Annotated in this window: 19 protein-coding genes and 1 pseudogene; 9 read left to right on the top strand and 11 right to left on the bottom strand. The window is 63.1% G+C overall.

Annotated features, from left to right (window positions below; translation table 11 throughout):
- Window positions 1-3: 3 nt before the first annotated feature.
- Window positions 4-693, bottom strand: a complete 690-nt coding sequence (locus tag ACUYMZ_RS06525) for a hypothetical protein (RefSeq protein WP_426007497.1) — start codon at window positions 691-693, stop codon at window positions 4-6.
- Between the two features lie 184 nt (window positions 694-877).
- Here ACUYMZ_RS06525 and ACUYMZ_RS06520 point away from each other — a divergent pair, with 184 nt between their 5' ends.
- The 3 genes from ACUYMZ_RS06520 to ACUYMZ_RS06510 all read left to right on the top strand — a co-directional run bounded on the left by ACUYMZ_RS06520 (window position 878) and on the right by ACUYMZ_RS06510 (window position 3,605).
- Window positions 878-1,633: an SDR family oxidoreductase gene (locus tag ACUYMZ_RS06520; protein ID WP_426006317.1), complete on the top strand. Its 756-nt coding sequence runs from the start codon at window positions 878-880 to the stop codon at window positions 1,631-1,633.
- Between the two features lie 35 nt (window positions 1,634-1,668).
- On the top strand, window positions 1,669-2,100 hold the full coding sequence (locus ACUYMZ_RS06515) for a VOC family protein (RefSeq protein WP_481602496.1): 432 nt from the start codon (window positions 1,669-1,671) through the stop codon (window positions 2,098-2,100).
- A gap of 167 nt (window positions 2,101-2,267) precedes the next feature.
- Entirely contained in the window at window positions 2,268-3,605 is a 1,338-nt protein-coding gene (locus ACUYMZ_RS06510; RefSeq protein ID WP_481602495.1) for an amidohydrolase family protein, read from the top strand.
- Here the strand turns inward: ACUYMZ_RS06510 and ACUYMZ_RS06505 are convergent.
- Genes ACUYMZ_RS06505 through ACUYMZ_RS06485 form a run of 5 tightly spaced genes read right to left on the bottom strand, consistent with a single transcriptional unit; the run spans window position 3,602 to window position 9,921 of the window.
- Window positions 3,602-4,297: a YesL family protein gene (locus ACUYMZ_RS06505; RefSeq protein WP_481602494.1), complete on the bottom strand. Its 696-nt coding sequence runs from the start codon at window positions 4,295-4,297 to the stop codon at window positions 3,602-3,604. The two genes, ACUYMZ_RS06510 and ACUYMZ_RS06505, sit on opposite strands and share 4 nt — an antisense overlap.
- A 20-nt stretch (window positions 4,298-4,317) precedes the next feature.
- On the bottom strand, window positions 4,318-5,967 hold the full coding sequence (locus ACUYMZ_RS06500) for an ABC transporter substrate-binding protein (protein WP_442424036.1): 1,650 nt from the start codon (window positions 5,965-5,967) through the stop codon (window positions 4,318-4,320).
- A gap of 5 nt (window positions 5,968-5,972) precedes the next feature.
- Window positions 5,973-6,842: a carbohydrate ABC transporter permease gene (locus ACUYMZ_RS06495; protein WP_426007496.1), complete on the bottom strand. Its 870-nt coding sequence runs from the start codon at window positions 6,840-6,842 to the stop codon at window positions 5,973-5,975.
- Window positions 6,843-6,883: 41 nt separating this feature from the next.
- On the bottom strand, window positions 6,884-7,858 hold the full coding sequence (locus ACUYMZ_RS06490; RefSeq protein ID WP_481602493.1) for an ABC transporter permease: 975 nt from the start codon (window positions 7,856-7,858) through the stop codon (window positions 6,884-6,886).
- Window positions 7,849-9,921, bottom strand: coding sequence for a beta-galactosidase (locus ACUYMZ_RS06485; protein ID WP_481602492.1), 2,073 nt, complete (start codon window positions 9,919-9,921; stop codon window positions 7,849-7,851). The genes ACUYMZ_RS06490 and ACUYMZ_RS06485 overlap by 10 nt, the downstream gene beginning before the upstream one ends.
- A 391-nt stretch (window positions 9,922-10,312) precedes the next feature.
- Between ACUYMZ_RS06485 and ACUYMZ_RS06480 the strand changes: the two genes are divergently transcribed.
- Both ACUYMZ_RS06480 and ACUYMZ_RS06475 read left to right on the top strand, forming a co-directional pair.
- Complete coding sequence (locus tag ACUYMZ_RS06480) at window positions 10,313-11,065, top strand: ArsR/SmtB family transcription factor (RefSeq protein WP_442424038.1); 753 nt, start codon at window positions 10,313-10,315, stop codon at window positions 11,063-11,065.
- Window positions 11,066-11,408: 343 nt separating this feature from the next.
- Window positions 11,409-12,647 carry an IS110 family RNA-guided transposase gene (locus tag ACUYMZ_RS06475; protein WP_481602491.1) on the top strand — a complete coding sequence of 413 codons (1,239 nt, stop codon included), beginning with the start codon at window positions 11,409-11,411 and terminating at the stop codon, window positions 12,645-12,647.
- A 43-nt stretch (window positions 12,648-12,690) separates the two neighbouring features.
- Here the strand turns inward: ACUYMZ_RS06475 and ACUYMZ_RS06470 are convergent, their stop codons facing one another.
- Both ACUYMZ_RS06470 and ACUYMZ_RS06465 read right to left on the bottom strand, forming a co-directional pair.
- Window positions 12,691-13,683, bottom strand: coding sequence for a nucleoside hydrolase (locus ACUYMZ_RS06470; RefSeq protein ID WP_481602490.1), 993 nt, complete (start codon window positions 13,681-13,683; stop codon window positions 12,691-12,693).
- 72 nt (window positions 13,684-13,755) lie between these two features.
- Window positions 13,756-15,192 (bottom strand): MFS transporter, encoded by a 1,437-nt coding sequence (locus tag ACUYMZ_RS06465; protein ID WP_481602489.1) that lies wholly within the window; start codon window positions 15,190-15,192, stop codon window positions 13,756-13,758.
- Window positions 15,193-15,327: 135 nt separating this feature from the next.
- Here ACUYMZ_RS06465 and ACUYMZ_RS06460 point away from each other — a divergent pair, with 135 nt between their 5' ends.
- The 3 genes and pseudogenes from ACUYMZ_RS06460 to ACUYMZ_RS06450 all read left to right on the top strand — a co-directional run bounded on the left by ACUYMZ_RS06460 (window position 15,328) and on the right by ACUYMZ_RS06450 (window position 17,611).
- Complete coding sequence (locus tag ACUYMZ_RS06460) at window positions 15,328-16,101, top strand: GntR family transcriptional regulator (protein WP_481602488.1); 774 nt, start codon at window positions 15,328-15,330, stop codon at window positions 16,099-16,101.
- Window positions 16,102-16,127: 26 nt separating this feature from the next.
- Window positions 16,128-16,982: pseudogene (locus tag ACUYMZ_RS06455) on the top strand (PfkB family carbohydrate kinase); the annotation flags it as partial.
- A gap of 236 nt (window positions 16,983-17,218) precedes the next feature.
- A complete protein-coding gene (locus ACUYMZ_RS06450) occupies window positions 17,219-17,611 on the top strand; it encodes a type II toxin-antitoxin system VapC family toxin (protein WP_481602487.1) in 393 nt (130 codons plus the stop codon).
- Here ACUYMZ_RS06450 and ACUYMZ_RS06445 read toward each other — a convergent pair.
- The 3 genes from ACUYMZ_RS06445 to ACUYMZ_RS06435 all read right to left on the bottom strand — a co-directional run bounded on the left by ACUYMZ_RS06445 (window position 17,608) and on the right by ACUYMZ_RS06435 (window position 19,995).
- Window positions 17,608-17,892 (bottom strand): acylphosphatase, encoded by a 285-nt coding sequence (locus ACUYMZ_RS06445; RefSeq protein ID WP_481602486.1) that lies wholly within the window; start codon window positions 17,890-17,892, stop codon window positions 17,608-17,610. The two genes, ACUYMZ_RS06450 and ACUYMZ_RS06445, sit on opposite strands and share 4 nt — an antisense overlap.
- A 92-nt stretch (window positions 17,893-17,984) precedes the next feature.
- Window positions 17,985-18,800: a pullulanase X25 domain-containing protein gene (locus tag ACUYMZ_RS06440; RefSeq protein WP_481602485.1), complete on the bottom strand. Its 816-nt coding sequence runs from the start codon at window positions 18,798-18,800 to the stop codon at window positions 17,985-17,987.
- A 163-nt stretch (window positions 18,801-18,963) separates the two neighbouring features.
- Window positions 18,964-19,995 carry an adenosine deaminase gene (locus ACUYMZ_RS06435; protein WP_481602484.1) on the bottom strand — a complete coding sequence of 344 codons (1,032 nt, stop codon included), beginning with the start codon at window positions 19,993-19,995 and terminating at the stop codon, window positions 18,964-18,966.
- A gap of 83 nt (window positions 19,996-20,078) precedes the next feature.
- Here ACUYMZ_RS06435 and ACUYMZ_RS06430 point away from each other — a divergent pair, with 83 nt between their 5' ends.
- Complete coding sequence (locus tag ACUYMZ_RS06430; protein ID WP_481602483.1) at window positions 20,079-20,981, top strand: MSMEG_6728 family protein; 903 nt, start codon at window positions 20,079-20,081, stop codon at window positions 20,979-20,981.
- Window positions 20,982-21,040: the final 59 nt, after the last annotated feature.

Here is a 21,040-nt window from a genome sequence, read left to right as displayed (position 1 = left end):
GGCTCAGGCCATCCGGGCGTCAGCTTCCGGGTCGCGGCGGGAACTGAGCATGCCGGCGATCTTCTCCTCCAGCGCTGCCACGGTCGCTTCCGGAAGGACGATCAATCCGTCGAGTTCCTTGCGGGCCCGTTTGTAGGCCGTCTGCCGCTCCGCCGGGGTAGCGGCAACGTCCTCGGCGATCCGCAGCAGCTTCCTTGCCGTTGCCAGCCGTTGGCGTTCGGGCCCGGTGAAGTTGCCGTCCTTGATCCGCCGTGCTTCGCGCTCGGCTATGTCAAAGGCAATCTCGTAGCTGTGGACGGCTGCCCGGTATTCCGCCAGCCTGGCCGCCGTGGTGATGTCCGCGGCAGCGGAAGGCCGGACTCCGTCGGCTTCCTTCTTCGCCCGGAGGAACGCTACGGTCAGGGGTTCGCGGACATCCGTCATCAGCGGGAAATCGATGAGCTTTCCGACGTCGAGTTCGTAGTCCAGCCACTTGTGGTTGACGGCATCATGGGCGGCCATAAGCGCTGCGACTTCCGACTGGCTGGCTTGCTCCGCGATGGCCTGCTGGTTCTTGAGCTTGTACAACTCCACCTTGCGGCGGTGGCGCCGTTCGCTGGCCCTTGACCATGACTTGGCCCAGCCGCCGGCCACCCCGCCAAAGACGAACACGAGCCACCAGTAATTACCGACAAAGTCGAAGAAGGGTTCCACAGAGCCATCCTCCCACCGCCGCGGACCGGGCCTCAACGGTGGACCGGTGAAGGTTCGGCGTCCATGGGCTCCGAAGCTCGGCCCCAGCATGACGAATCCTTAGCCTCGACATATTTTGCCATTAGCGATCCTTTTGACTGGGTATGCTCGTCCGGACCGTTAGTGCTATCCGGAAGGACCTGCCGTGACCACCACGAATGACCACAACGACGTGGCCTCCACCCGCCCCCTGAACATCGTCGTCGCGGGATCCACCAGCGCCGCCGGCCAGGCCGTGGTGACCGCCCTGCTCAAGGCCGGCGCCAAGGTCGCCGCCGTGGATCTCGATGCTGCGAGGCTTGAGGTCCTGGCCGCGTCCCACCCCGGCGTTGCCACCTACACCTGCAACCTGGCGAACCCGGAATCAGTGGCGAAGCTTGCCGCCTCGGTACACAACGACCTCGGCCCCGTGGACGGACTGATTCACCTCGTGGGCGGCTGGAGGGGTGGCGAAGGCATCACGGGCCAGAAGGATGAGGACTGGGACGTCCTGCACACCAGCATCATGACCACCCTCCGGAACACCTCGCGCACCTTTTACCCCGACCTTGAAGCCTCACCGCGCGGCAGGTTGGCGATCGTATCGGCCACTACGGCCGCCAAACCCACGGCTTCCGGCGCCGGCTACTCGGCCATCAAGGCTGCATCCGAGGCATGGGTCCTCGGCGTGGCCGACGGCTTCAATGCCGCACAGTCCGGCCACAAAACCGAGCCCAGGGAGCAGACCTCCGCGGCAGTGGTGTTCGTAGTCAAGGCCCTGCTGGATGACGCCATGAAAGACGCTGCACCGCACCGCAAGTTCCCGGGCTACACGCACGTCAACGAACTCGCCGAACACATAGCAGCCCTCTTCACCGCCCCGGCCGCGGACCTGAACGGGACCCGGCAGCACCTGGGCTAGCTGCGCTGTCGCACCCTGTAGCTAGCATGGCTGTCATGGACCAGCGACTGCACTTCATCACCTTTGCCACGCCTGATCTGGACCGGGCCCGTGCCTTCTATAAGGACGGGCTCGGTTGGGATCCACTGATGGACGTCCCGGGCGAGATCATCTTCTTCCAGGTGGCCCCCGGACAAGTACTCGGGCTCTTCGATGCCGACAAGTTCAACCAGGACCTGGGCGGCTCGGCGGCAACCACCGGCGTCAGCGGCGTGACGCTTTCACACAACGTTGGCAGCGAGGCAGCGGTGGCCAGCACCATCGAGCAATTGAAAGCCGCTGGCGGCACCGTCCTCAAACCGGCCCAGGCGGGCGACTTCGGAGGCATCTTCCACGGCCACGTCAAGGACCCCAACGGCATCGTCTGGGAAATTGCGTTCAACCCGGGCTGGCGGATCGACGACGCCGGCACGGTGGTTTTCGGATAAGCACTGCCTTGAGATACTTCGGCTTGTGGCATACCAAGAGCATTCTTGGGCTGGCTAAGTGGCTCAATCCTTGCGCAATACCCTGCTGCTAGGGCATTCTGGAATACCAAAAGTTGACGTCTGCCCTGCGGCAGCGCGTCGGCATCCCCTTGCCCAGGAGTACAACGATGTGCCTTCACGACCACACCTCAGCACCTACGCCGAAGGGTGAACTGCCTCGCCGCGGAATCCTCGCCGGAGCCGCCGCGCTGGCCGGAATCTCGGTAGCAGGAATCGCCAGCCAACTCGCAACAGCCCCTGCAGCCAAGGCTGACAACCCCAATTCCGGCCCCAACTACCCCGGCCAGCCGCTCACTGTTCAGGCCGTCATCATCGAGGGCGGAACGGTTGTCGACCCCAAGACCGGCGACGCCGTGGCCGACGGTGTCGTGGTTCTCGACGGCGGTAAGGTGACCGCAGTCGGAAGCCGGGATGAGACGCGCAAGGCTGTTGCCGCCGTCGTGAACCGCGCCCGCGTGCTGAACGCCTCCGGCCGGTGGGTCCTGCCGGGGTTGGTGGATGCCCACGTCCATGCAAATGCGCTGGCAGACGCCCGCCTCCTCCTCCAAGGTGGTGCCACCAGCGTCCGCAGCGGTTCGAGCACGTTCTACCAGGACATTGCCCTGGCCGCCCTGCCGTCGTGGGCACCGGGCGTTTCACCCCGCATGACCCCCGCCGGCCTCTTCATTTCACCGGATCAAGGCGACTCGCTTCTGGCCGATCCGGACCTGGCTTCCCTGGCCACCATCAGCGGCGGCATCACCGAAACGCAGGATCTGGCCTACCTCACCCGGGTCAACATCAAGCGCGGGGCAAAGGTCATCAAGACCCGGGCCAATCCGCGCGCAGGCCTGCCCGAACAGGACCCGCGCGAGTTGGTCTATGACGTGGAGCAGATCGGCGCGATCGTGAAGGCCGCCAAGGGCGCCGGCGTCCTGTGCCATGCCTACAGTGCGGAGGGTATCGACGGCGCTGTCCGGGCCGGGGTGAAAAGCATCGAGCACGGCGTTTTCGTATCGGAGCAAACCATCCAGGAGATGGCCCGGCGGGGCACCTTCTTTACCCCCACCATGGATGCCATCACCAGCATGGCCGGGTCCAGCAACCCCGTCCTGGCTGCCCGCGGCAAGGAATACACCCCGATCCTCCAGGCCGCCGTGCGCGCTGCGAAAGATACCGGCGTCACGATCGTTGCCGGTACCGACTCCTTTGGCACCGACGTCACCCCGATCGGCACAGAGGCGCGGCTCCTGGCCGAAGCAGGCCTGTCACCCCTTGAGGCACTGCAGGCGGCCACAACCAACGCGGCCCGCTTGCTTGGCCGCGGTGACGAGGTGGGCAGGCTGGTTCGCGGCTCTGCTGCCGACGTTGTAGTGGTGGACGCGGACCCGTTGACGGATGGCACCGCTCTGGAGAAGGTCAGCACTGTCGTCGCGCAGGGAGCCGTGGTCAGGACGAACCTCTAACTGGCCGGTTGGGGCTCCCGTGCGGTGGTAAACCGGCTCTCAACGAGCCTGAGCAATGGGCGCGAGTTCAAGCACAGGAGATACACCACCAAGCCAACAACAAACAGCATCAGCCAGGCTGTGGTGGACAGCAGCACAAAACCGGTGACGAAGAGTATGCCTGCGTTCCCGAGGGACACGCGTTTGTGGGCACCGAGGCTGTAGGCGGCGAGCCGGTGGATGTCCACGGTCCGGAAGGTGAAACGGGACAGTAGCAGGAAGGCGTGGGCTGCCGCCGTGCCCACCAGGATGCCGAGTCCCAGCAGGCCCGCCCGGGCAGCAACCGTTTCAGGGTTGCTGCCCGGCAGGCTGAGGAGGTTGGCGCAGATGACAGCAAGGACGCCCAGGTAAGGCAACCCCACCACCAGCGCCTGTCCGAAATTGTTCCGGTAAGACCCCAGGAAGTCCCGGAACACCCCTGTGTCCTCTCGGGCAATAAGGCGGTTGAAGGCGTAGCAGGCAGCAACAACCGACGGCCCGGTCAGGAGCAGCGGCAGCAGGGCGAAGGGCCCGATCACGCCGACGAGCAACGGCGACACAACCAGGAGGATGTTGGTGGCCAGCAACAGGCCGCCGACGATCATCACGCCCTGGACGGTACCGGCGGCCTTGAACAGGGCACCGGTTCCGAACTCTGCTTTCCTTGCTGTCATCAGCTGCTCCTGTCTGAAAACTACTTCTTGTCCGCGTAGGCCTTGTACGCCTTGTTGGCGAGATCTACGTATTTGGCCATACCCTTGCTGTCCAGTTCCTTGACGTAAGCATCGAACTCGCCCATGCCCCGCTGACCGGTGATGAACTTGAGTGCGTTCTGCTTGACGTGGTCCTTGAGCGGGGTGAGTGCCAGCGTCGCTTGTTCGCGGTCCACATCATTGAACGGAACCGGCGGCGCAACGGGCCGGGGAGTCTTGGCCTTCATGGCGTCCTGGAAGGCGAGTTCTTCGTCATTGAACGTCGAATGCAGCAGTTCCGTAGGCCCGCCGTAGGCGAAGTTACCGCCGGAGAAGCCGTAGTCCACCCGCAGGTCCTTGGTCCCGGCGGGGTTGAGGCCCTGGAAGTTGATGTCGGCCGCAAGCTTCCGCTTGCCACCTTCCTTGGTGAAGGTGGTGCCCTCCACGCCCCATTTGCTGAACTCCTGCCCGGCATCGCTGTAGAACAACCAGTCGATGTACTGGATCAGGGCAACAAACGACTCCTTGTCCTTCACGGACGAATTCAGCATGATGCCGTTCTCCAGGCGTGTTCCGCCAATAATGTCCCCCTCCGGTCCCCCCGGAACCGTGATCTTTCCAATCTCGAAGTTGCCCTTGCCCAGAGACTGTTCCATGGACGTGCGGTAGGTGATGACGTTCTGCGAATTGGCGCTGATGACGAACGACTTTCCGGAGACAAACTTCTGAATGGCGGCGTCGTCGGTCTGCGTAAAGCTCTCCGGATCCATCAGACCTTCAGACACCAGGGAGTTGAAGTACGCGACCAGGTCTTTGAACTTCTCCGATCCGGCGGCGAAGCCGAATTCCTTCTTGTCCTGGTCGAACAGGAGCCCGTCAACCAGGCCCCATCCCGCGACCGTTCCAAAGGTCGGTGCTGCGAAATTCAGGACGCTGTCACCCTTAAAACGATCGGAGAACGGGATGACATCCGGGTAGGCCTTCTTGAGTGAGCGGAGTACCTCGCGGAACTCATCCCAGGTCTTGGGCTCGGACAGGCCTTCCTTTTTCAGGATGTCCTTGCGGAAACACAGCGAGTAGTCAGGCCACAGCTCCTCGTGCAGGCCGGGAAGCACGTAGTACTTGCCGTCTTCCTGGGTAAGGGCCTCGATTTCCGGTTCGAGCTTCCATTTCTTGACCTTGTCCTGGAAGTGCGGCATCAGGTCCACGTAATCACTGACGGGCAGCACGGCACCGGCGGACACGAAGGCCGATTCCTGTCCGGGGTAGGTCTTGGCGATGATTTCCGGCGCGCTGCCGGAGCTGATGAGGAGGCTGCGCTTCTGTTCGTAATCGCTGTTGGGAACGATGGTGGGTTCAAGGGTGACGTTGTTGTCCTTGGCCATCTTGGTGAAGAGCAGCCAGTCCTTCTTGTAGGGGTAGGTCGGCTGGTCCGAGAACAGGAAGGTGAACGTCAATGGCTGCGTCGCCTTGAAGGTGTCTCCGACGCCGAAGCTGTCCATGGCGCCCGTCCGGTTCTTCGAGGTATCCACTTTCTCCGTGGTGTCCGCATCGCATGCGGTCATGACCAGGCCGATCGTGACCACGGACGCCAGGCCCAGGAAGTCCCTCCTGCGGAACTCTCGTTTGGTGATCATTGGGTGTCCTTTCATAAGGGTTATTCCTTGACGGAGCCGAGCATCACGCCCGAGAAGAAGTACTTCTGGACGAAGGGATAGACACAAAGGATGGGGATGACGGTCAGCACGATCGTGACCGACTGGATGTTGGCCGCGATCTGCCCAACGTTCTCTGCCGTGCCGCCTGCCGATCCGGCCGTGGTGACCCCGGCAATCATGTTGCGGAGGTAGATGGTGACGGGGAACAGGTCCGGGTTGTCCAGGTAGAGGAACGCCTGGAACCACGAGTTCCAGTTGGCCACCGCATAGAAGAGGACCATGGTGGCAACAATCGCCTTGCTCAGCGGAAGGACAACACGGAACAGGATCCCGTACTGGGTCAAGCCATCAATGGAAGCCGCCTCTTCCAGTTCGCGGGGCATGTTCTCGAAGAAGGACTTCATGATGAGCAGGTTGAAGACGCTGATGGCATTCGGCAGCACGACGGCCCACAGGGTGTCCCTCATTCCCAAGGAACTGATGAGCACATAGTTGGGAATGAGGCCGCCGTTGAAGAACATGGTGAAGACCGCCAGCCCGATGAACAGGCTTCGGCCCTTCAAGTCCTTCTTGGCGATCGCATAGGCAAACGAGGTGGTCAGGACCATGGAGATGGCGGTGGCCACCACGGTGTACAGCACGGTGTTGCCGTAGTTGGTCCAGAAGGCGGAGTCCGCCAGGATCAGCTTGTAGGTCTCGGTGTTGAAGCCCAGGGGGAACAGGTTGACCTGCCCGGCATTGATGAAGCCTTCACTCGAGAAGGACTGGGCAATGATGTTAAGGAAGGGATAGACGGTCAGAAAGACCACCAGCAGCAGGAACACCAGGTTGAAAGCCCGGAACACCCGCATGCCGGTGGACACTTTCATGTCCGAAAGGAGCACACCGCGTTCGGCTCGTGAAGTTTTGCTCACCAGAGGCTCGTTCCTGCGACGCGTTTGGAGATCGCGTTCGCTGAGAGGATCAGCGTGAGGCCGATGACGGATTCAAACATTCCGATCGCAGCCGCGTAGCTGAAGTTGCTGGATTCCAGGCCCACCCGGTACAGGTAGGTGGAGATGACATCGGAGGTCGCGTAGTTCAGCGGGTTGTAGATCAGGAGGATCTTTTCGAAGCCCACCGCCATGAACGTGCCGATGTTTAGGATCAGCAGGGTAATGATCGTCGGGCGAATCGCCGGCAAGGTGACGTGCCAGGTCTGTTGCCATCGGTTGGCCCCATCGATTCTGGCGGCCTCGTACAAGGACTCATCCACCCGGGTCAGGGCGGCCAGGTACAGAATGGCCCCCCATCCCATGGTCTGCCACACCTCGGAACTGATGTACATGGGCCTGAACCAGGAGGGGTCCTGCGTGAAGTTCACGGTGTTGCCGAACAACGCCTCCGAAATCTGGTTGACGGTTCCCGTCAATGAGAAGTTCTGGAGGATCATGCCGGCGATGATCACCACGGACATGAAATGCGGCAGGTACGCCACGGTCTGGACGAACTTCTTGAACTTCTGCGAGCGCAGCTCGTTGAGCATCAGGGCAAAGATGATCGGCATCGGGAAGCAGAACACCAATGTAAGGACGCCCAGGATGATGGTGTTTTGGAACGCCTGCCAGAAGCTGGGATCGTTGATGAAGAGGGTGATGTATTTGAAGCCCACCCACTTCTCGCCGAAGATGTTGCCGCCGGGCTGGAACTGGCGGAAAGCGATCACGTTCCCGGCCATTGGCAGGTACCGGAAAACCAGGAAGTAGGCCAGTGGTAGCGCTAACAGTGTGTACAAACGCCAATCGCGTTTGAACGCCAGCTTCCAGCTTCCGGGTTTGTCACGCCGCTTCTGCTGCGGCTTGTCCTCTACGGCCCCGGAAGGAGGAGCGTCCATTCTCAGTGCCATGCTCCCGCTCCTTCCGCCAGCACCAGGACGCCGTTGGCTTCCAGCTCAACCGGCCCCTTAACCGCGCGTCCGCTGAGGAGGTCCGTACCGCCGTCGAGCACGTCCACCCGGGCCGGCGCGTCATTGTGGTTGAGGACCATAAGGAAGCTGCGGCGGATGCCCTCAGCGTTGATAGCGTCACGACGGCGGGCCTGGACTCCTGCGGGGGCGTCCAGTACCGGTTCCACGCCTGAGGCCTGGAGTTCCTCATCGAGCAACTGCCGGAGCAGGTCGTCGTCTACGCGTGCTGACAGATACAGGGCAGTCCCCCGGCCAAAGGAGTTGCGCGTGACGGCTGGAGACCCCGCGAGCCGGCCCGAGGCGTAGCTGGCCACGACGTCCGCTGTTACGGCATGCAAGTGCTCGGTCCAGTAGCCTGCGGATGACGTTCCACGGTCGGCCGTCACGAGCTTTACGCGTTCATCCTCGCCTGCAAGGGGATGCATCTCCTCGCTCCATGCACCCAGGACGTTCCGTAGCGCGCCGGGATACCCACCCAGGCGGATCGTGTTGTTTTCGTCCACGATGCCGGACAGGTAGGAGACCACCAGCCGGCCACCGCCCGTGACGTAGTCCTCGAACCCAGCGGCCGCCTCATCGGTGAGGAGGTACGACGCCGGCATGATGACCAGGCTGTACTGGGACAGGTCGCTGGTGGCGTTGACGAAATCAACGGTCACGTTTGATTCGAAGAGCGGACGGTAGAAGCGAAGAACTTCGGTGGCGTAGTTCAAATCGGAGCGGGGTGAGTTCCCCAATTCAAGGGCCCACCAGCAGTCCCAATCGAAGACGATTGCCACCCTTGCCGCGGACCGGGTGCCCGTAAGGCCGGCCAGTGACTTCAGTTCCTGGCCCAGTTGGCACACCTCGCGGAAGATCCGGGTGTTGGGACCGGCGTGGTTGACCATAGCCGAGTGGTAACGTTCCGTGCCACCCCGGGCCTGGCGCCACTGGAAGAAGAGGATCGAATCAGCGCCCTGGGCTATGGCCTGGTAGGAGCCCAGCCGCATCTTTCCCGGAAGCTTGGATACGTTGATGGACCACTGGCTCACCGCGCCCGTAGCCTGTTCCATGACCAACCACGGCTGGCCGTGGCGCAGTGAACGCATGAGGTCGAAGTTGAGCGCAGCTGCGATATGTGCGTCGTCTTCGCGGGGATCGGGGTAGATGTCCAGCGCGGCGGCGTCTTCTTCCGCCGCCCATGCCCAGTAGTCATTGGTTTTGTAGAACCGCATGAAGTTGGTGACGATCGGCAGGTCCGGGCTGTGCTTGCGGAGGATGTCGCGTTCAGCCTTGAAGTGCTCCAGCATGCTGTCCGAGGTGAAGCGGTGGAAGTCCAGGCGCCGCGAGGGATTGGACCATGTTCGCGGCTGGGCGGGCACCCGGACCTGTTCCCAGGCGGTGTAGAGCTGCCCCCAGACCGCGGTGCTCCAGGCCTCGTTTAGCGCCTCCAAGGACTCGTATTTACGCTGCAGCCATTCACGGAACGCTTTCTCCGCCCAGGGGCCGTAGGACGCCGGACCGTATTCATTGCCGACATGCCACATCCGGAGCGCAGGGTGGCCGGAATAGCGCTCGCCCATCTTGTCCGCCAAGGCCAGGGACTTCTCGCGGTAAACGGGGTGGGAGACATCAAAGTGCTGGCGTGACCCGAAACCGAAGATACTGCCGTCCGCGCGTTCGGGCATGATGTCCGGGTGCTGTTCAACGAGCCAGGCGGGCGGGACGGCGTCCGGGGTGGCGAGGTCCACGCCGATTCCGTGCTCATGCATCAGGTCCATGACCTCGTCGAGCCATTCGAAATCGAACACGCCGTGGCTGGTCTCCAACCGGCTCCATGAAAAGACCGCCAGGGTCACGAGGTTTACGCCAGCTTCCTGCATGAGCCTGGCATCTTCCTGCCAGACGTCGCGGGGCCATTGTTCGGGGTTGTAGTCGCCGCCGTAGGCAATGCCGCCGAGGCGTTCGTGCAGGCGTTTCAAGCGCTCTTCCGCGCCCTGTAATTCCGCTGGGTGGATGGTCATCTTTGTCCTTCGCTCGGCCTTCGTCGCCCCAAAAGCTTCAGTGCGACGCGCATCACAGGGAGAAACTATCGTAAAGTTTTGGCAATAACAACAGTTCAGTATCCGAAACTTGCGAGTAACTTAGCGGCCCTTAATCGGCGCTGGCGTAGGACTTTCCGGCGATGGGTTGGCGTGGTGCCAGGGATGAATCGCAAAATTCCCACAGAATTTGGCTGTTTGTTTCTGCGATAATTCGGAAACTTTCCGGCTGCCGGGCCGTACTCGCGAGTTCGCGGGAAGCCTTCGAATGGGCCCGGAAAGGAACAGCGACCTCGGCGCATTCCCGCGATTGTGCGGAGAAGCTCAGGATAATCCGTTGACACGTGACTAAATGGTCACCTATTCTGAACCCATGGACGCCGTGTTTAAAGCACTGGCAGACCCCACCCGGAGGGAACTGCTCGATGAGTTGTTCCGCGAGGACGGGCAGACCCTCAGTGCCCTCGGAGCCCGGTTCGAGATGACCCGTTTCGGCATCGCAAAGCACCTCAAGCTGCTGGAAGATGCAGGCCTGGTGGTCACCCGCCGTCGGGGGCGTGAAAAGCTGCACTTCCTGAACCCGGTGCCCATCCGGCTCATCCACGATCGCTGGGTGAGCAAATATGCAGAACCATGGGCCGCTGCCCTCAGCGACCTGAAATCCAGATTGGAAAGTCCCATGGAAAAGATCTTCGAAATCTACATCAAGACCACGCCGGAGCGGCTCTGGGAAGCCATCACCACCAGTGAGATCCGGAGCAAGTACCAGTTCGGGAACACGTTCACCTCAGACTGGACGCCCGGTGGGAAGTTTGAGATGCGGAACGTCAAGGCTGATGAACCGCTCGGCGAAGGCGAGAACATCGAGGTCGATCCGCCCCGCCGGCTTGTCCAGACCATGCGCGCGTTGTGGGGCGAGGACGTCAAGGCCGAGGGAACCTCGCGGATCACGTGGGAGATTGAACCCGTGGGCGATTCGTGCCACCTCACCGTGACGCACGACCAGCTGCGCGAGGGCGCCAATGACCAACTCTACGGCGGCTGGCCCATGATCCTCTCCGGCCTGAAGACGTGGCTGGAGACCGGCGAAACGCTCACCACGCCGGGCTCGCTCATGTACGCCTAGGGGACCCCAACTGGGTCGCAGCTGTGCGCGTTTTGGGGGCTCAGAACGCGCACTAATGCGACCCAGCGTGTGAGTGCCTTCGGCGCGCCGTGATCCGGGAAAGTATGCGGTTGGCTCGCCTGGGCTCTGGTGGGCTCTGCCCATACGGGTTGATCATGGGATTGTTCGTCTCGGTGAACGCCGGCCCAACTTGGTGCCTTGAGTCCGTGACCCAGCGTGGCGTGGAGGACTTCCACGGGAACCGTGGATTGTTGCTTTCAAGCACGGGTACTAGATTCCTGAATATTCTCCCTGTCCTCCCCGAGACGACGCCGGTAACTGGATGTATTGAAGGGAAGCTGGAATGGACATTGTTCATGAACGGGCCGCGGGAATGGATATTTCCAAACGCGACGCGAAGGTCTGCGTGCGGGTCCCCGGAGAACGGGCAGGGACCTACACCTCAAAGGTCACAACCTGGGGCGCGACCACGCACGCGATCCTGGAACTTCGGGAGTTCCTCGAACGCGAACACGTCACTGTTGTGGTGATGGAAGCGACCAGCGATTACTGGAAACCGTTCTTCTACCTGTTCGAAGAAACCCTGCCGGTGATGCTGGTCAACGCCAAAGCCGCCCGGAACATCCCGGGACGCAAAACCGATGTCTCCGACGCCGCGTGGCTGGCCCAACTGGCCGCGCACGGGCTGCTGCGGGCATCATTCGTGCCGCCCGAACCCATCCGCGAACTGCGGGACCTCACCCGGGCCCGCGCCATCGCCACCCGCGACCGGGCCCGGGAAATCCAAAGGCTGGAGAAGTTCCTGGAAAGCTCCGGGATCAAACTCTCTTCCGTGGTTTCAGACCTGACCGGGGTCTCTTCCCGGGACATGCTCGAAGCCCTCATCAACGGCGAACGGAACCCCGAGGTGCTGGCCGGGATGGCCCGTGGAATGCTGCGCTCGAAAATCCCGGCACTGGTCGACGCCCTCACCGGCAGGTTCAAACCCCACCACGCATTCATGGCACGACTGCACCTGGACCAGATCGACGCCCACACCCGCACCATCGATACCCTCACGGCACGGATTGAGGAGGCGATGGAACCCTTTCGTGAGGCCAGGGAAGCCCTGGCCACCATCCCCGGAGTATCCCAACGAGTCGCCGAAGTGATCATCGCCGAAACCGGAGCTGACATGAGCGTGTTCGAAACCCCGGGCCGGCTCGCGTCCTGGGCCGGGGTCTGCCCCAGCGCCAACGAATCCGCCGGCAGGATCAAATCCAGCCACATCATGCCCGGCAACAAATACCTCAAAGCAGCACTCGGCACCGCGGCCATGTCCGCGACCCGATCCAAAAACACCTACCTCGCCGCGAGATACCGCCGCATCACCGCACGCTCCGGAACCAACAAAGCCCTCGTCGACATCGAACACTCCATCCTCACAGCGGCCTGGCACATGCTCCGCAACGGCGAGTGCTACACCGACCCCGGCGCCGACCACTTCAACAGGATCAACCCAACCAGAGCCAAGAACAACGCCATCAAACAACTCAACAACCTCGGCTACAACGTCACCATCACCCCGGTCACCGCAGCCTAACCCACCACTACTTTCGTACTAGTTGGGAGGGGACGCACCTGGGTTAGGCGGCGGGGGCTGGCGTCTGGGCGTCACTAAGCCAGGCGGCCTGCATGGTTCCCAGGAGATGCGGGGCGAACTCCTCCCCGATCGAGAGCACTACCCTGCACCGTGCGCCGCGCTGATCCGGGAAGCCCACATATTGCCCGCGGAGATCGCACACAGTCTGGCCACGGCCCGGGCCATGGGTGGTGTCCACGGCCACCCGCATCTTGGGCGCCACAGCCACTTCCACTCCCCTGACGGCGATGGCCGCGGCGAGGGGATCGTGCATTGCGGAACAGGCCCGGCCGAAGATGTCCACGTAGAAACCGAAGTAATAGCCCAGCATCCCGCCAAGAGCCTGCGAAACAGGGTGATCGAAGGCCAGGAGTTCCTGGCGGTGGCTCTCCTCCAGGACGTTGGTCATGGTGACATCCAGGGGCACCAGGGTCACATCCCAGTCGGCAGCCAGAACCTCCGCCGCGGCTTCGGGATCGTTGGCGATGTTGGCTTCGGCCACGGGCGTGATGTTTCCGGGGGCCAACGCCGCACCCCCCATGATGGTCAGCTCGGCCACGAGTTCGGGCAGCTTGGGTTCGAGCCGCAGGGCCTCGGCGATGTTGGTCAGCGGGCCGATGGCCACGACGCGCAGCTCACCGGCATGCTCATGCGCCAGCTTCACCAGGAGTTCCGCGGCCGTACCCGGCACGGGCTCACGGTCGGACGGCTCAAGGTCCACGCCCCCGATGCCGTTATCGCCGTGCACATGCGGGGCTCCACCGTGGAACGTGCCAACCTGCGGATCGTGGGCGCCCACGGCAACAGGAATATCCGGATGACCGGCAAGCTTCAGCAGGTCCAGGGTGTTCCGGGCGCCCCCGGCGGCGCTGATGTTGCCGCTGACCGTCCCGATCCCCACCAACTCCGCCCGCGGCGATGCCAGGAGATAGGCGAGGGCAAGGGCATCGTCGATACCTGTGTCGCAGTCGAGGAAGAAGGGTGCGGGATGGTTCATGGTTTTCTCATTTCGGGTCTTTCGGAACAGGGTTGGTCAGTGGCCCCCGGTGGCGGGGTCCGGCGTCGTGCGTCAGATCTTTTCGCCCCTGGGCGCTGCGATGAACAGGCTCACGATGAACGCGAGAACGGTGATGCCCACGGAAATCCAGAGGGCCGTGGAGTACCCGGCTGCGGTGCCCAGGCCGGCGAACGGCGCAACGACCACGACGCCGAGACTCGCCCCGATGCCGAAGCTCGCTCCGTTGATGCCCGGCAGGGCAGCCGGTGCTTCCTTGGGCGACAGCAGGACGGAGAGGCCGTTGATCGCGGTCAGGAAGAAGCCGTTGTAGAAAATGCCCAACGCGGCGATCGCGATCAGGACAGCCACCTGGTTGTTGGCGAACATGGCCGCGACGATCGCACAGGCAAGGCTGGCTGCAGAGCCGACGCGGACGGTTTTGATCCAGCCACGGCGGTCGGCGATCCAACCGGCAAGCGGAGCAGCGAATACGCCGATCAGGGCAGCGGGCGTCAGGAACAAGAGTGCCGCCACCGATGCGGTTAGGCCGAAACCACTGTTCTTGTCCTGGCTCAGCAGCACCACGGTGAAGTTGATGATGGCGAAGATGCCGGCCAGGGTCAGCACGGTGGTGGCGATCACCGGCCACACCTGGCGGGAACGGAGGTGGTGGACGGCAACCAGTGGAGTCTGGCGCTTCTTCTCAATCAGCCAGAAGGCGGTGAAGGACGCGATGCTGCCGGCGAGGAGGGCGAGTGCCGCCGGTGACGTCCAGCCTGCGGAGGAACCGGTGGACACGAAGTACGTGATGAAGACCAGGAACACCGAGAGCGAACCGGCGCCCCACCAGTCCATAGTGCCGGCGGCTGCAGCGGACCGTCCCTTGGGGACTACTTTGATGACGCAGACGACGGCGATCGCGGCCAGTACCAGCACGGCGACAAAGATCGACTGGAAGCCCATGGTTTCAGCCATGAGGCCACCGAAGTAGCCATCCACTCCGCCGACGCCGCCGTTGATGGCTGCGATGATGCCGATGGACGTGCCGAAAAGCCGTGCCGGCAGATGCTCGTTGAGGACGATGTAGGACAGCGCGAAGATGGCGCTCGAGACGCCCTGCAGGAAGCGTCCGGTGACCAGCAGGGGAAGGTTCGGGGCGAAGATGCACAGCACCGTACCTGCGCCCATGATGGCCAGGACCAGCAGAAGCGCGGTGCGGCGGCCGATGAAGTCGCTCCACCTCCCGATCACCGGGCCGGAGATGGCACCTGCCAGGAAGAACATGGACTGGACCTGGGCCACGGCCTCGGGAGATTCGCCAAAGAACGTACCGATGTGCGGCAGGGCCGGGGTGATCATGCTGGCGTTGAGCTGGAACGCCAGCACGGCCAGGACCAGGGTGGTGATCAGGAACGCTGCGGCCCTGCCGTGGAAACGGCCTGCCTTGGCTGTCTCGGCTGCCTCGAGCGTTGTCTCCTGCGGTTCCACCGCGGTGTTGGGGATGTTCACATCAAACTCCTTTGTCCGAGGGCGCCAGCAAGCGCCGCGAGATGTGAGTTGTTATACAAGCATGTATTACGAGCTTGTGCAACCTCTCACATTTCTCCGGTACAGTGTCCCTAACCGATTCCTAGCGAGGCTCCCTTGACCGACAACGCCGTCCAGTTCCTGTCCCGCCCCATCGCAGCCCAGCAGGGCCAACCCCTGCGCGTGGCCGCCTACTCCCGCATCGCCGAGGCGATCAGGACCAAGCTCCTGCCGCCGGGTTCACTCCTGCCCACGGAAACCGAACTGGGCAACATGATGGACGTCAGCCGCACCGTCATCCGGGAAGCGCTGATGCTCCTGGAGGAAGACGGGCTCACGCGGGCACGACGCGGAGTTGGCAGGTTTGTGGCCGACTCGTTGCCCCGGATTGGAATCGAGCACATCCGTCCGTTTGACCAACTGCTGGGTGGCCAGGACTCGGATATCCAGGTCAAACGGGTGGCGGCCATCAAACAGCCGGCCTCGGAATTCGTGGCGCCCGGCCTCGGCGACCAGCCCGATGACGACGTGTGGTTCTGGGAAAGCGTACTGATCCGCAACGGCGAGCCCGTGGCGCACCTGCAGGAGAACGTAGCGCAGGACATTCCTGAGGCCGGGGCCCTGACAGAGGCCGCCGAAGCTCCCGGGCTCCCCGCGCCGACACTCCTGGAACTCCTGGCCGGCCTGACCGGGACCACCCTGGGCCCAGGCGAGTGCCAGATCAGCCTCAGCACCGCCGGTCCCAGCCGCGCCAAACTCCTGGACCTCCGGCCTTCCGATCCGGTCCTGGTCCTCACCCAGTACGTCCGACGGAACGGAGCCCCGTTCTACTTGGCCAAGTGCCTCGTGGCTGCCAGGGCCGGGCACCTCTCCGTCATCCAGTCCTCCTGAAGTTCATTTCCCAGATAGGCCTTCCCATGAGCTCTTCCCTGACTTCGCCTGCGCTGACCGTCGTTGGCAGCATCAACCTCGACATCACGGCGACCACCCACAGGCTCCCCTCCCCCGGCGAAACAGTGGGCGACGGCGTCCTTCGCCAACAGCCCGGCGGAAAGGGCGCCAACCAGGCCGTCGCCGCTGCCCGGCTCGCTGGTGCCTCGCGCATGGTCGGGGCCGTTGGCCAGGATGAAGCGGGCCGCACCCTGCTGCATGCCATGGCGCGTGCCGGCGTCGACGTTGCGGACGTAGCGCAGGTTGACGGCGCCACCGGCACCGCGCTGGTCTTGGTGGATTCCGACGGCGAAAACCAGATCGTCGTGTGCCCGGGCGCCAACGGGCAGGTCTCCGTGGACGGCGTATCCTTCGCCGAGGACGAGGCAGTGCTGTGCCAACTCGAAGTCGACCAAAGGGTGGTCCTGGAGACCGCCCGCCGCACCAGGGGCTTCTTCGCCCTGAATGCCGCACCGGCCGCACCTTTGCTGCCCGAACTCCTGGAACGCTGCGACCTGGTGATCGTCAACGAAACGGAATATGAGCTCATCCCCGAGCTGCGGAACGCCCCGCTGGTGGCTGTGACCTACGGCGGGGAAGGTTCGGCGATCTTCAAGAACGGCGAAAGGGTGGCGGAAGCTCCCGCCGTCACGGTAAGCGACATCGCCAACACCATCGGCGCCGGGGATGCCTTCTGCGCAGCTTTGGTTCTGGCGCTGCAATCCGGGCTGCCGCATGGCCATGCCCTGGCCGCCGCAAACGCGGTGGGTGCCGATGCCGTCCGCGATTCCTCTTCCCAGCCGGCACTGCAGCGGTTGGAGCACTACATCGAAGCGACCCGCCCGATGGCTGGCACCCTCATCCTTGAGCGTGTCAAGAATGGCGAAGTCATTGATGTGACCAACAACGGCGAGGTCGCCGCTACGCTCATTCCACCCTCTTCGTCGCCCTTTGAACGGCTTTTGCAAGCAGGAAGCGTTCGGCCAGCGGTAGATTCGCCAGGGGATTTCCGTCTCATACCGCGAGTCAAAATTGAGCTTGGGACAGCCGAGATACTCGCCGACCTGCGCGGTGATCGTTGATCGTTTATGCAGACACTTCGGCGATCTTGAAGTTGGTGGCTGACGAACGGGAGTCGCAAACCCTCGCCGATCACCTGACCTACATCAGCTCCTCCGGAGGGCATCTGGTCGCTTCGATGCTGCTCTATACGGAACTCCACTGTGCAGCCCGCCGCCGAAGCTTACCTTTCGACGTGGTCAACGACGTCCTATCAGCGATCAACTTGGTGGATGTAACCCGTGCTGACCTGATGTTCGGTTCAGCAATGCCCAGGCAGCTCCGCAGCGCTGACGCGATTCATCTGGCCACGGCCATCCGACTCCAAGTGGACAACTTGGTTGCTTACGATCAGGAACTGCTGCTTGCTGCCAAAGAGTCCGGACTTGCAGCGTCGTCCCCAGGGGCCTAGCCGATAATCCGGAAGTCGTCGAATTCCCCGGTCGCGTCCGAGATGTCGGCCGCAACGTCCTCCACTTGCCCGGGAGCGTTGGACGAATTGAGCCAGTCCAGCAGGCGGTCGACGTCCGGGTGCGGCCCTTCGGCCACCACCTCAACGGACCCGTCAAAACGGTTCCGAACCGTCCCGCTCAGAAGGAGTTCCTCGGCCTTCCGAGCCGTCCAGTAGCGGAAACCAACGCCCTGCACCACGCCGGATACCCGTGCGGTAAACCTCACGTGCTCTGCACTCATGGACCCACCTTAACCAATCGTGCCCTTGTTCGCCGCTCCCCTCCTTCAAGGTAGGGATGGACGAACAAGGGCACGATTCGTGGGACGGGAAGCTAGGCCACTACGATGTCGCGCGTGGCGTGGTCGTACGTGAAGGTGACCGGTCCGCCGTCGTGGTTCAACTCATGGTTGGCACCATCGCGTGTGCCGAACGCGCCATAGTTCTCATCCCAGGAACGGTTCAGCGCGATCTTGTAGGTGTAGAAGCCGGACGGCAGTTCCGCGGTCAGCGACCACAGCTGGACCAACGGGTTGAACTCCATCTGCGCCTCGTCATACTGCGGGGCCCAGTCCTCGGGGGCGCCGAGGATCTTGTTGAAGTCACCAGCGATGGCAACGGCCTCGGGCTGGGGAAGGGTCTCGACGGCGGTGGTCGCCGCTGCCTCGACCGGAGCCTTGCGGGTGGACTTCTTCGCGGCGGCGACCTTCGGAGCCGCAGCCTTCTTGGGAACGGCAGCCTTTTTGGGTGCGGCGGCGCGCTTGGTCTTGGGCTTGGCCGGCGGGGCGGTCGGAACGGCGACATCGTCCGGAATGGGGGTCCCGGCGTCGAGCGCTTCCGCAAAAGCCGCAACGTCCGGGAAGGCGACCGTGGCACGCAGCCCATCCTCGGGAATGGTCCAGCCGGAACGGCCCTTGACCAGCCAACCGGCCTTGACCAGCTTGGCGGAGGCGGAGGTCAGGGTCTTGTGTCCGCGCGGGATGCCGCCACTGAGCAGTTCAGCCTCGTGGGCGTTGAACGGGACACGGGCAATCGCCTCGGCCAGTACCTCACCGGCGTTCAGCGTCGTTCCGGACCAGACACCTTCGGCGAGGATGTCCAATACGGCCTTCAAACGAAGGTTGGTGTTCTCGGCGGTGTTCGCGCCCATGCTTCTCCTTCAATGGGTGGATGCTCCCTAGAAGTTTGCCAATGATTTGTTAATTTGCGCGACTGTAATTGGTTAACAGCGTGTGTCGTGACCGAGTGTGACATCGGACGCGGCCGAAAGTGATGGGCGGGTCTCGCCTCCGGCAGCTCGACCCGCCCCAACGCTACTCAACCGGGACTGATGCCTTGACCCACTCCGTGACCTGGTCCAGTAGTTCAGCCTTCCGGGCATCGCTGGCGAACGATGACCGGATGGAGTTGGCGGCCAAAGTGGCCTGCTCCGGGACCGAGAACCCGTGCACCTTGACCAGTTGCTCGTAGTTGTCGTCAACATAACCGCCGAAGTACGCCGGATCGTCCGAATTCACGCAAACATTGAGCCCAATCGCCAGCATGTCCGGCAAGGGGTGGTCGCTCAGCTTGTCCACGGCCCGCAGCCGGACATTGGAGAGCGGACACACGGTCAGGGGCACTTGTTCGGCTACCAGCCGCTGCACCACCTCGGTGTCTTCCATGCAGCGGATCCCGTGGTCGATCCGTTCCACATGCAGGACGTCCAGCGCCTCCGTGATGTACGTGGCAGGACCTTCCTCTCCGGCATGGGCAATTCTGTGGAGTCCGGCTTCGGTGGCGCGCTGGTACAGCCGCTCGAACTTCGACGGCGGGTTGCCCACCTCTGCGGAGTCCAGGCCGATACCCGCGATAGGGGCATGCATGGCAAGGAGTTGCTCCAGCACTTCCAGCGCCGAGTCCTCGGATTCGTCCCGGAGGAACGCAGCGATCAGCAGCGTGGACACCCCGAAGTCCTCCTCGGAAGTAGCCAGGGCGTTGGCGATGCCGTTGACGCACGTCTCCAGCGGCACTCCCCGGTTCACGTGGGCCTGCGGGTCCATCATGATCTCCGCATGGCGCACTCCACCGGCCGCTGCGCGCTCCAAGTACGCCTTGGTCATGTCCGTGAAGTCCTGTTCCGTGCGCAGAACCGCCATGTTGGCGTAGTAGAGGTCCAGGAAGGACTGGAGGTCCGTGAATTCGTACTTTTCGCGCAGTTCGTCAAGATCTTCGTATGGCAGGTCAATGCCGTTGCGTTCAGCCAGGGAGAAGATCAGTTCCGGCTGAAGGGTCCCTTCAATGTGCAGGTGCAGTTCGGCAACCGGGGGCGCCGTCGTCGTCGTTTTCTCACCAATAGTTTCCACCCGACCACTGTAGGCCCGAACAACTGCATGTGTCCCGGGGCACCTAACTTGGTTATGCGCGGCCGCACCGCCAAACTGAAGGGATGCAGACTTTCCTCCCCTTCGCCGATTTCCGCGAGAGCGCCGCGGCGCTGGACACCGCGCGGCTCGGCAAACAGCGTGTTGAGGCCCTCCAGGTACTCCGCGCCCTGGTCATCCCCCACTACGGCTGGCAGCAACACCCCGCCGTCCGGATGTGGATGGGTCACGTCCCGGCACTGACCCTGTACGGCCTGGCGATGGCCGACGAGTGGATCCAGCGCGGACATCCGGACAACACCCGTTCCAATATCACCGAATTCGCTCCGCAGGCAGCCCACCCCGACTACGTTTCGCGGATCGCCATGCCGCCGTGGTTGGGCGACGAAGACCTGCACGCCAGCCACCGGTCCAAGCTGATCGGCAAGGATCCCCGGTTCTACGGCCCGCTGTTCCCCGGCACCGAAGAACGGCTGGACTACGTCTGGCCGGAACCGCGCCACACCTTCCACCCGGAAGATCCGGAAGACGAACGCCTCTGGATCCTGCGGGCTCCCGTCGAGGACCTCCGCCCGGAAGACCTGTCCACCGTCAGCCTGCCACCGCACCGCAAAGCCAAAGCCAAGGCAGATCCCGACGAGTATCAGTTCGTCTACGTGGAGGAAAAGTCACGCCGCAACCTCGGCGGGCCGAAGAAGAGGACCCCGCAGCCCCAGGCGAAGAAGCCAACCCGCAAGCGCCTCGCAGCAGAGGAAGCGTTCAGCACCCTGCCGGGCAAGACGGAGATCGCCGTTCCGTTCGAGGGCGGGAGGATCTTCGCACTGGGAAGGGTCGTGGGCCGTCCGATCACCGTTGACGGGCAGTTCGCGCGGAACTTCGAACTGACCGACGTCATTGACCGCGCAGCCTTCGACTACCCTGCCCTGCTGCAGGACCCCCGGGTCCTGTTCCCCGTCCCGGCACCATAGCCCCGCCCGCCCGGCCCGCCCCAGCCCGCCCTGCCCAGCCTCTGCCCGGCCTGCCCAGC

This window comes from Arthrobacter sp. T572 (genome assembly GCF_056780115.1).
The sequence above is the reverse complement of the archived record's forward strand: the minus strand, read 5'-3'. Positions and strand labels throughout refer to the sequence as shown.

Bases quoted from the DNA above. Each gene is read 5' to 3' on its own strand.
- ACUYMZ_RS06515 (WP_481602496.1), top strand. From the start codon at position 1,669: ATGGACCAGCGACTGCACTTCATCACCTTTGCCACGCCTGATCTGGAC.
- ACUYMZ_RS06510 (WP_481602495.1), top strand. From the start codon at position 2,268: ATGTGCCTTCACGACCACACCTCAGCACCTACGCCGAAGGGTGAACTG.
- ACUYMZ_RS06505 (WP_481602494.1), bottom strand. From the start codon at position 4,297: ATGACAGCAAGGAAAGCAGAGTTCGGAACCGGTGCCCTGTTCAAGGCC.
- ACUYMZ_RS06500 (WP_442424036.1), bottom strand. From the start codon at position 5,967: ATGAAAGGACACCCAATGATCACCAAACGAGAGTTCCGCAGGAGGGAC.
- ACUYMZ_RS06495 (WP_426007496.1), bottom strand. From the start codon at position 6,842: ATGAAAGTGTCCACCGGCATGCGGGTGTTCCGGGCTTTCAACCTGGTG.
- ACUYMZ_RS06490 (WP_481602493.1), bottom strand. From the start codon at position 7,858: ATGGCACTGAGAATGGACGCTCCTCCTTCCGGGGCCGTAGAGGACAAG.
- ACUYMZ_RS06485 (WP_481602492.1), bottom strand. From the start codon at position 9,921: ATGACCATCCACCCAGCGGAATTACAGGGCGCGGAAGAGCGCTTGAAA.
- ACUYMZ_RS06480 (WP_442424038.1), top strand. From the start codon at position 10,313: ATGGACGCCGTGTTTAAAGCACTGGCAGACCCCACCCGGAGGGAACTG.
- ACUYMZ_RS06475 (WP_481602491.1), top strand. From the start codon at position 11,409: ATGGACATTGTTCATGAACGGGCCGCGGGAATGGATATTTCCAAACGC.
- ACUYMZ_RS06470 (WP_481602490.1), bottom strand. From the start codon at position 13,683: ATGAACCATCCCGCACCCTTCTTCCTCGACTGCGACACAGGTATCGAC.
- ACUYMZ_RS06445 (WP_481602486.1), bottom strand. From the start codon at position 17,892: ATGAGTGCAGAGCACGTGAGGTTTACCGCACGGGTATCCGGCGTGGTG.
- ACUYMZ_RS06440 (WP_481602485.1), bottom strand. From the start codon at position 18,800: ATGGGCGCGAACACCGCCGAGAACACCAACCTTCGTTTGAAGGCCGTA.
- ACUYMZ_RS06430 (WP_481602483.1), top strand. From the start codon at position 20,079: ATGCAGACTTTCCTCCCCTTCGCCGATTTCCGCGAGAGCGCCGCGGCG.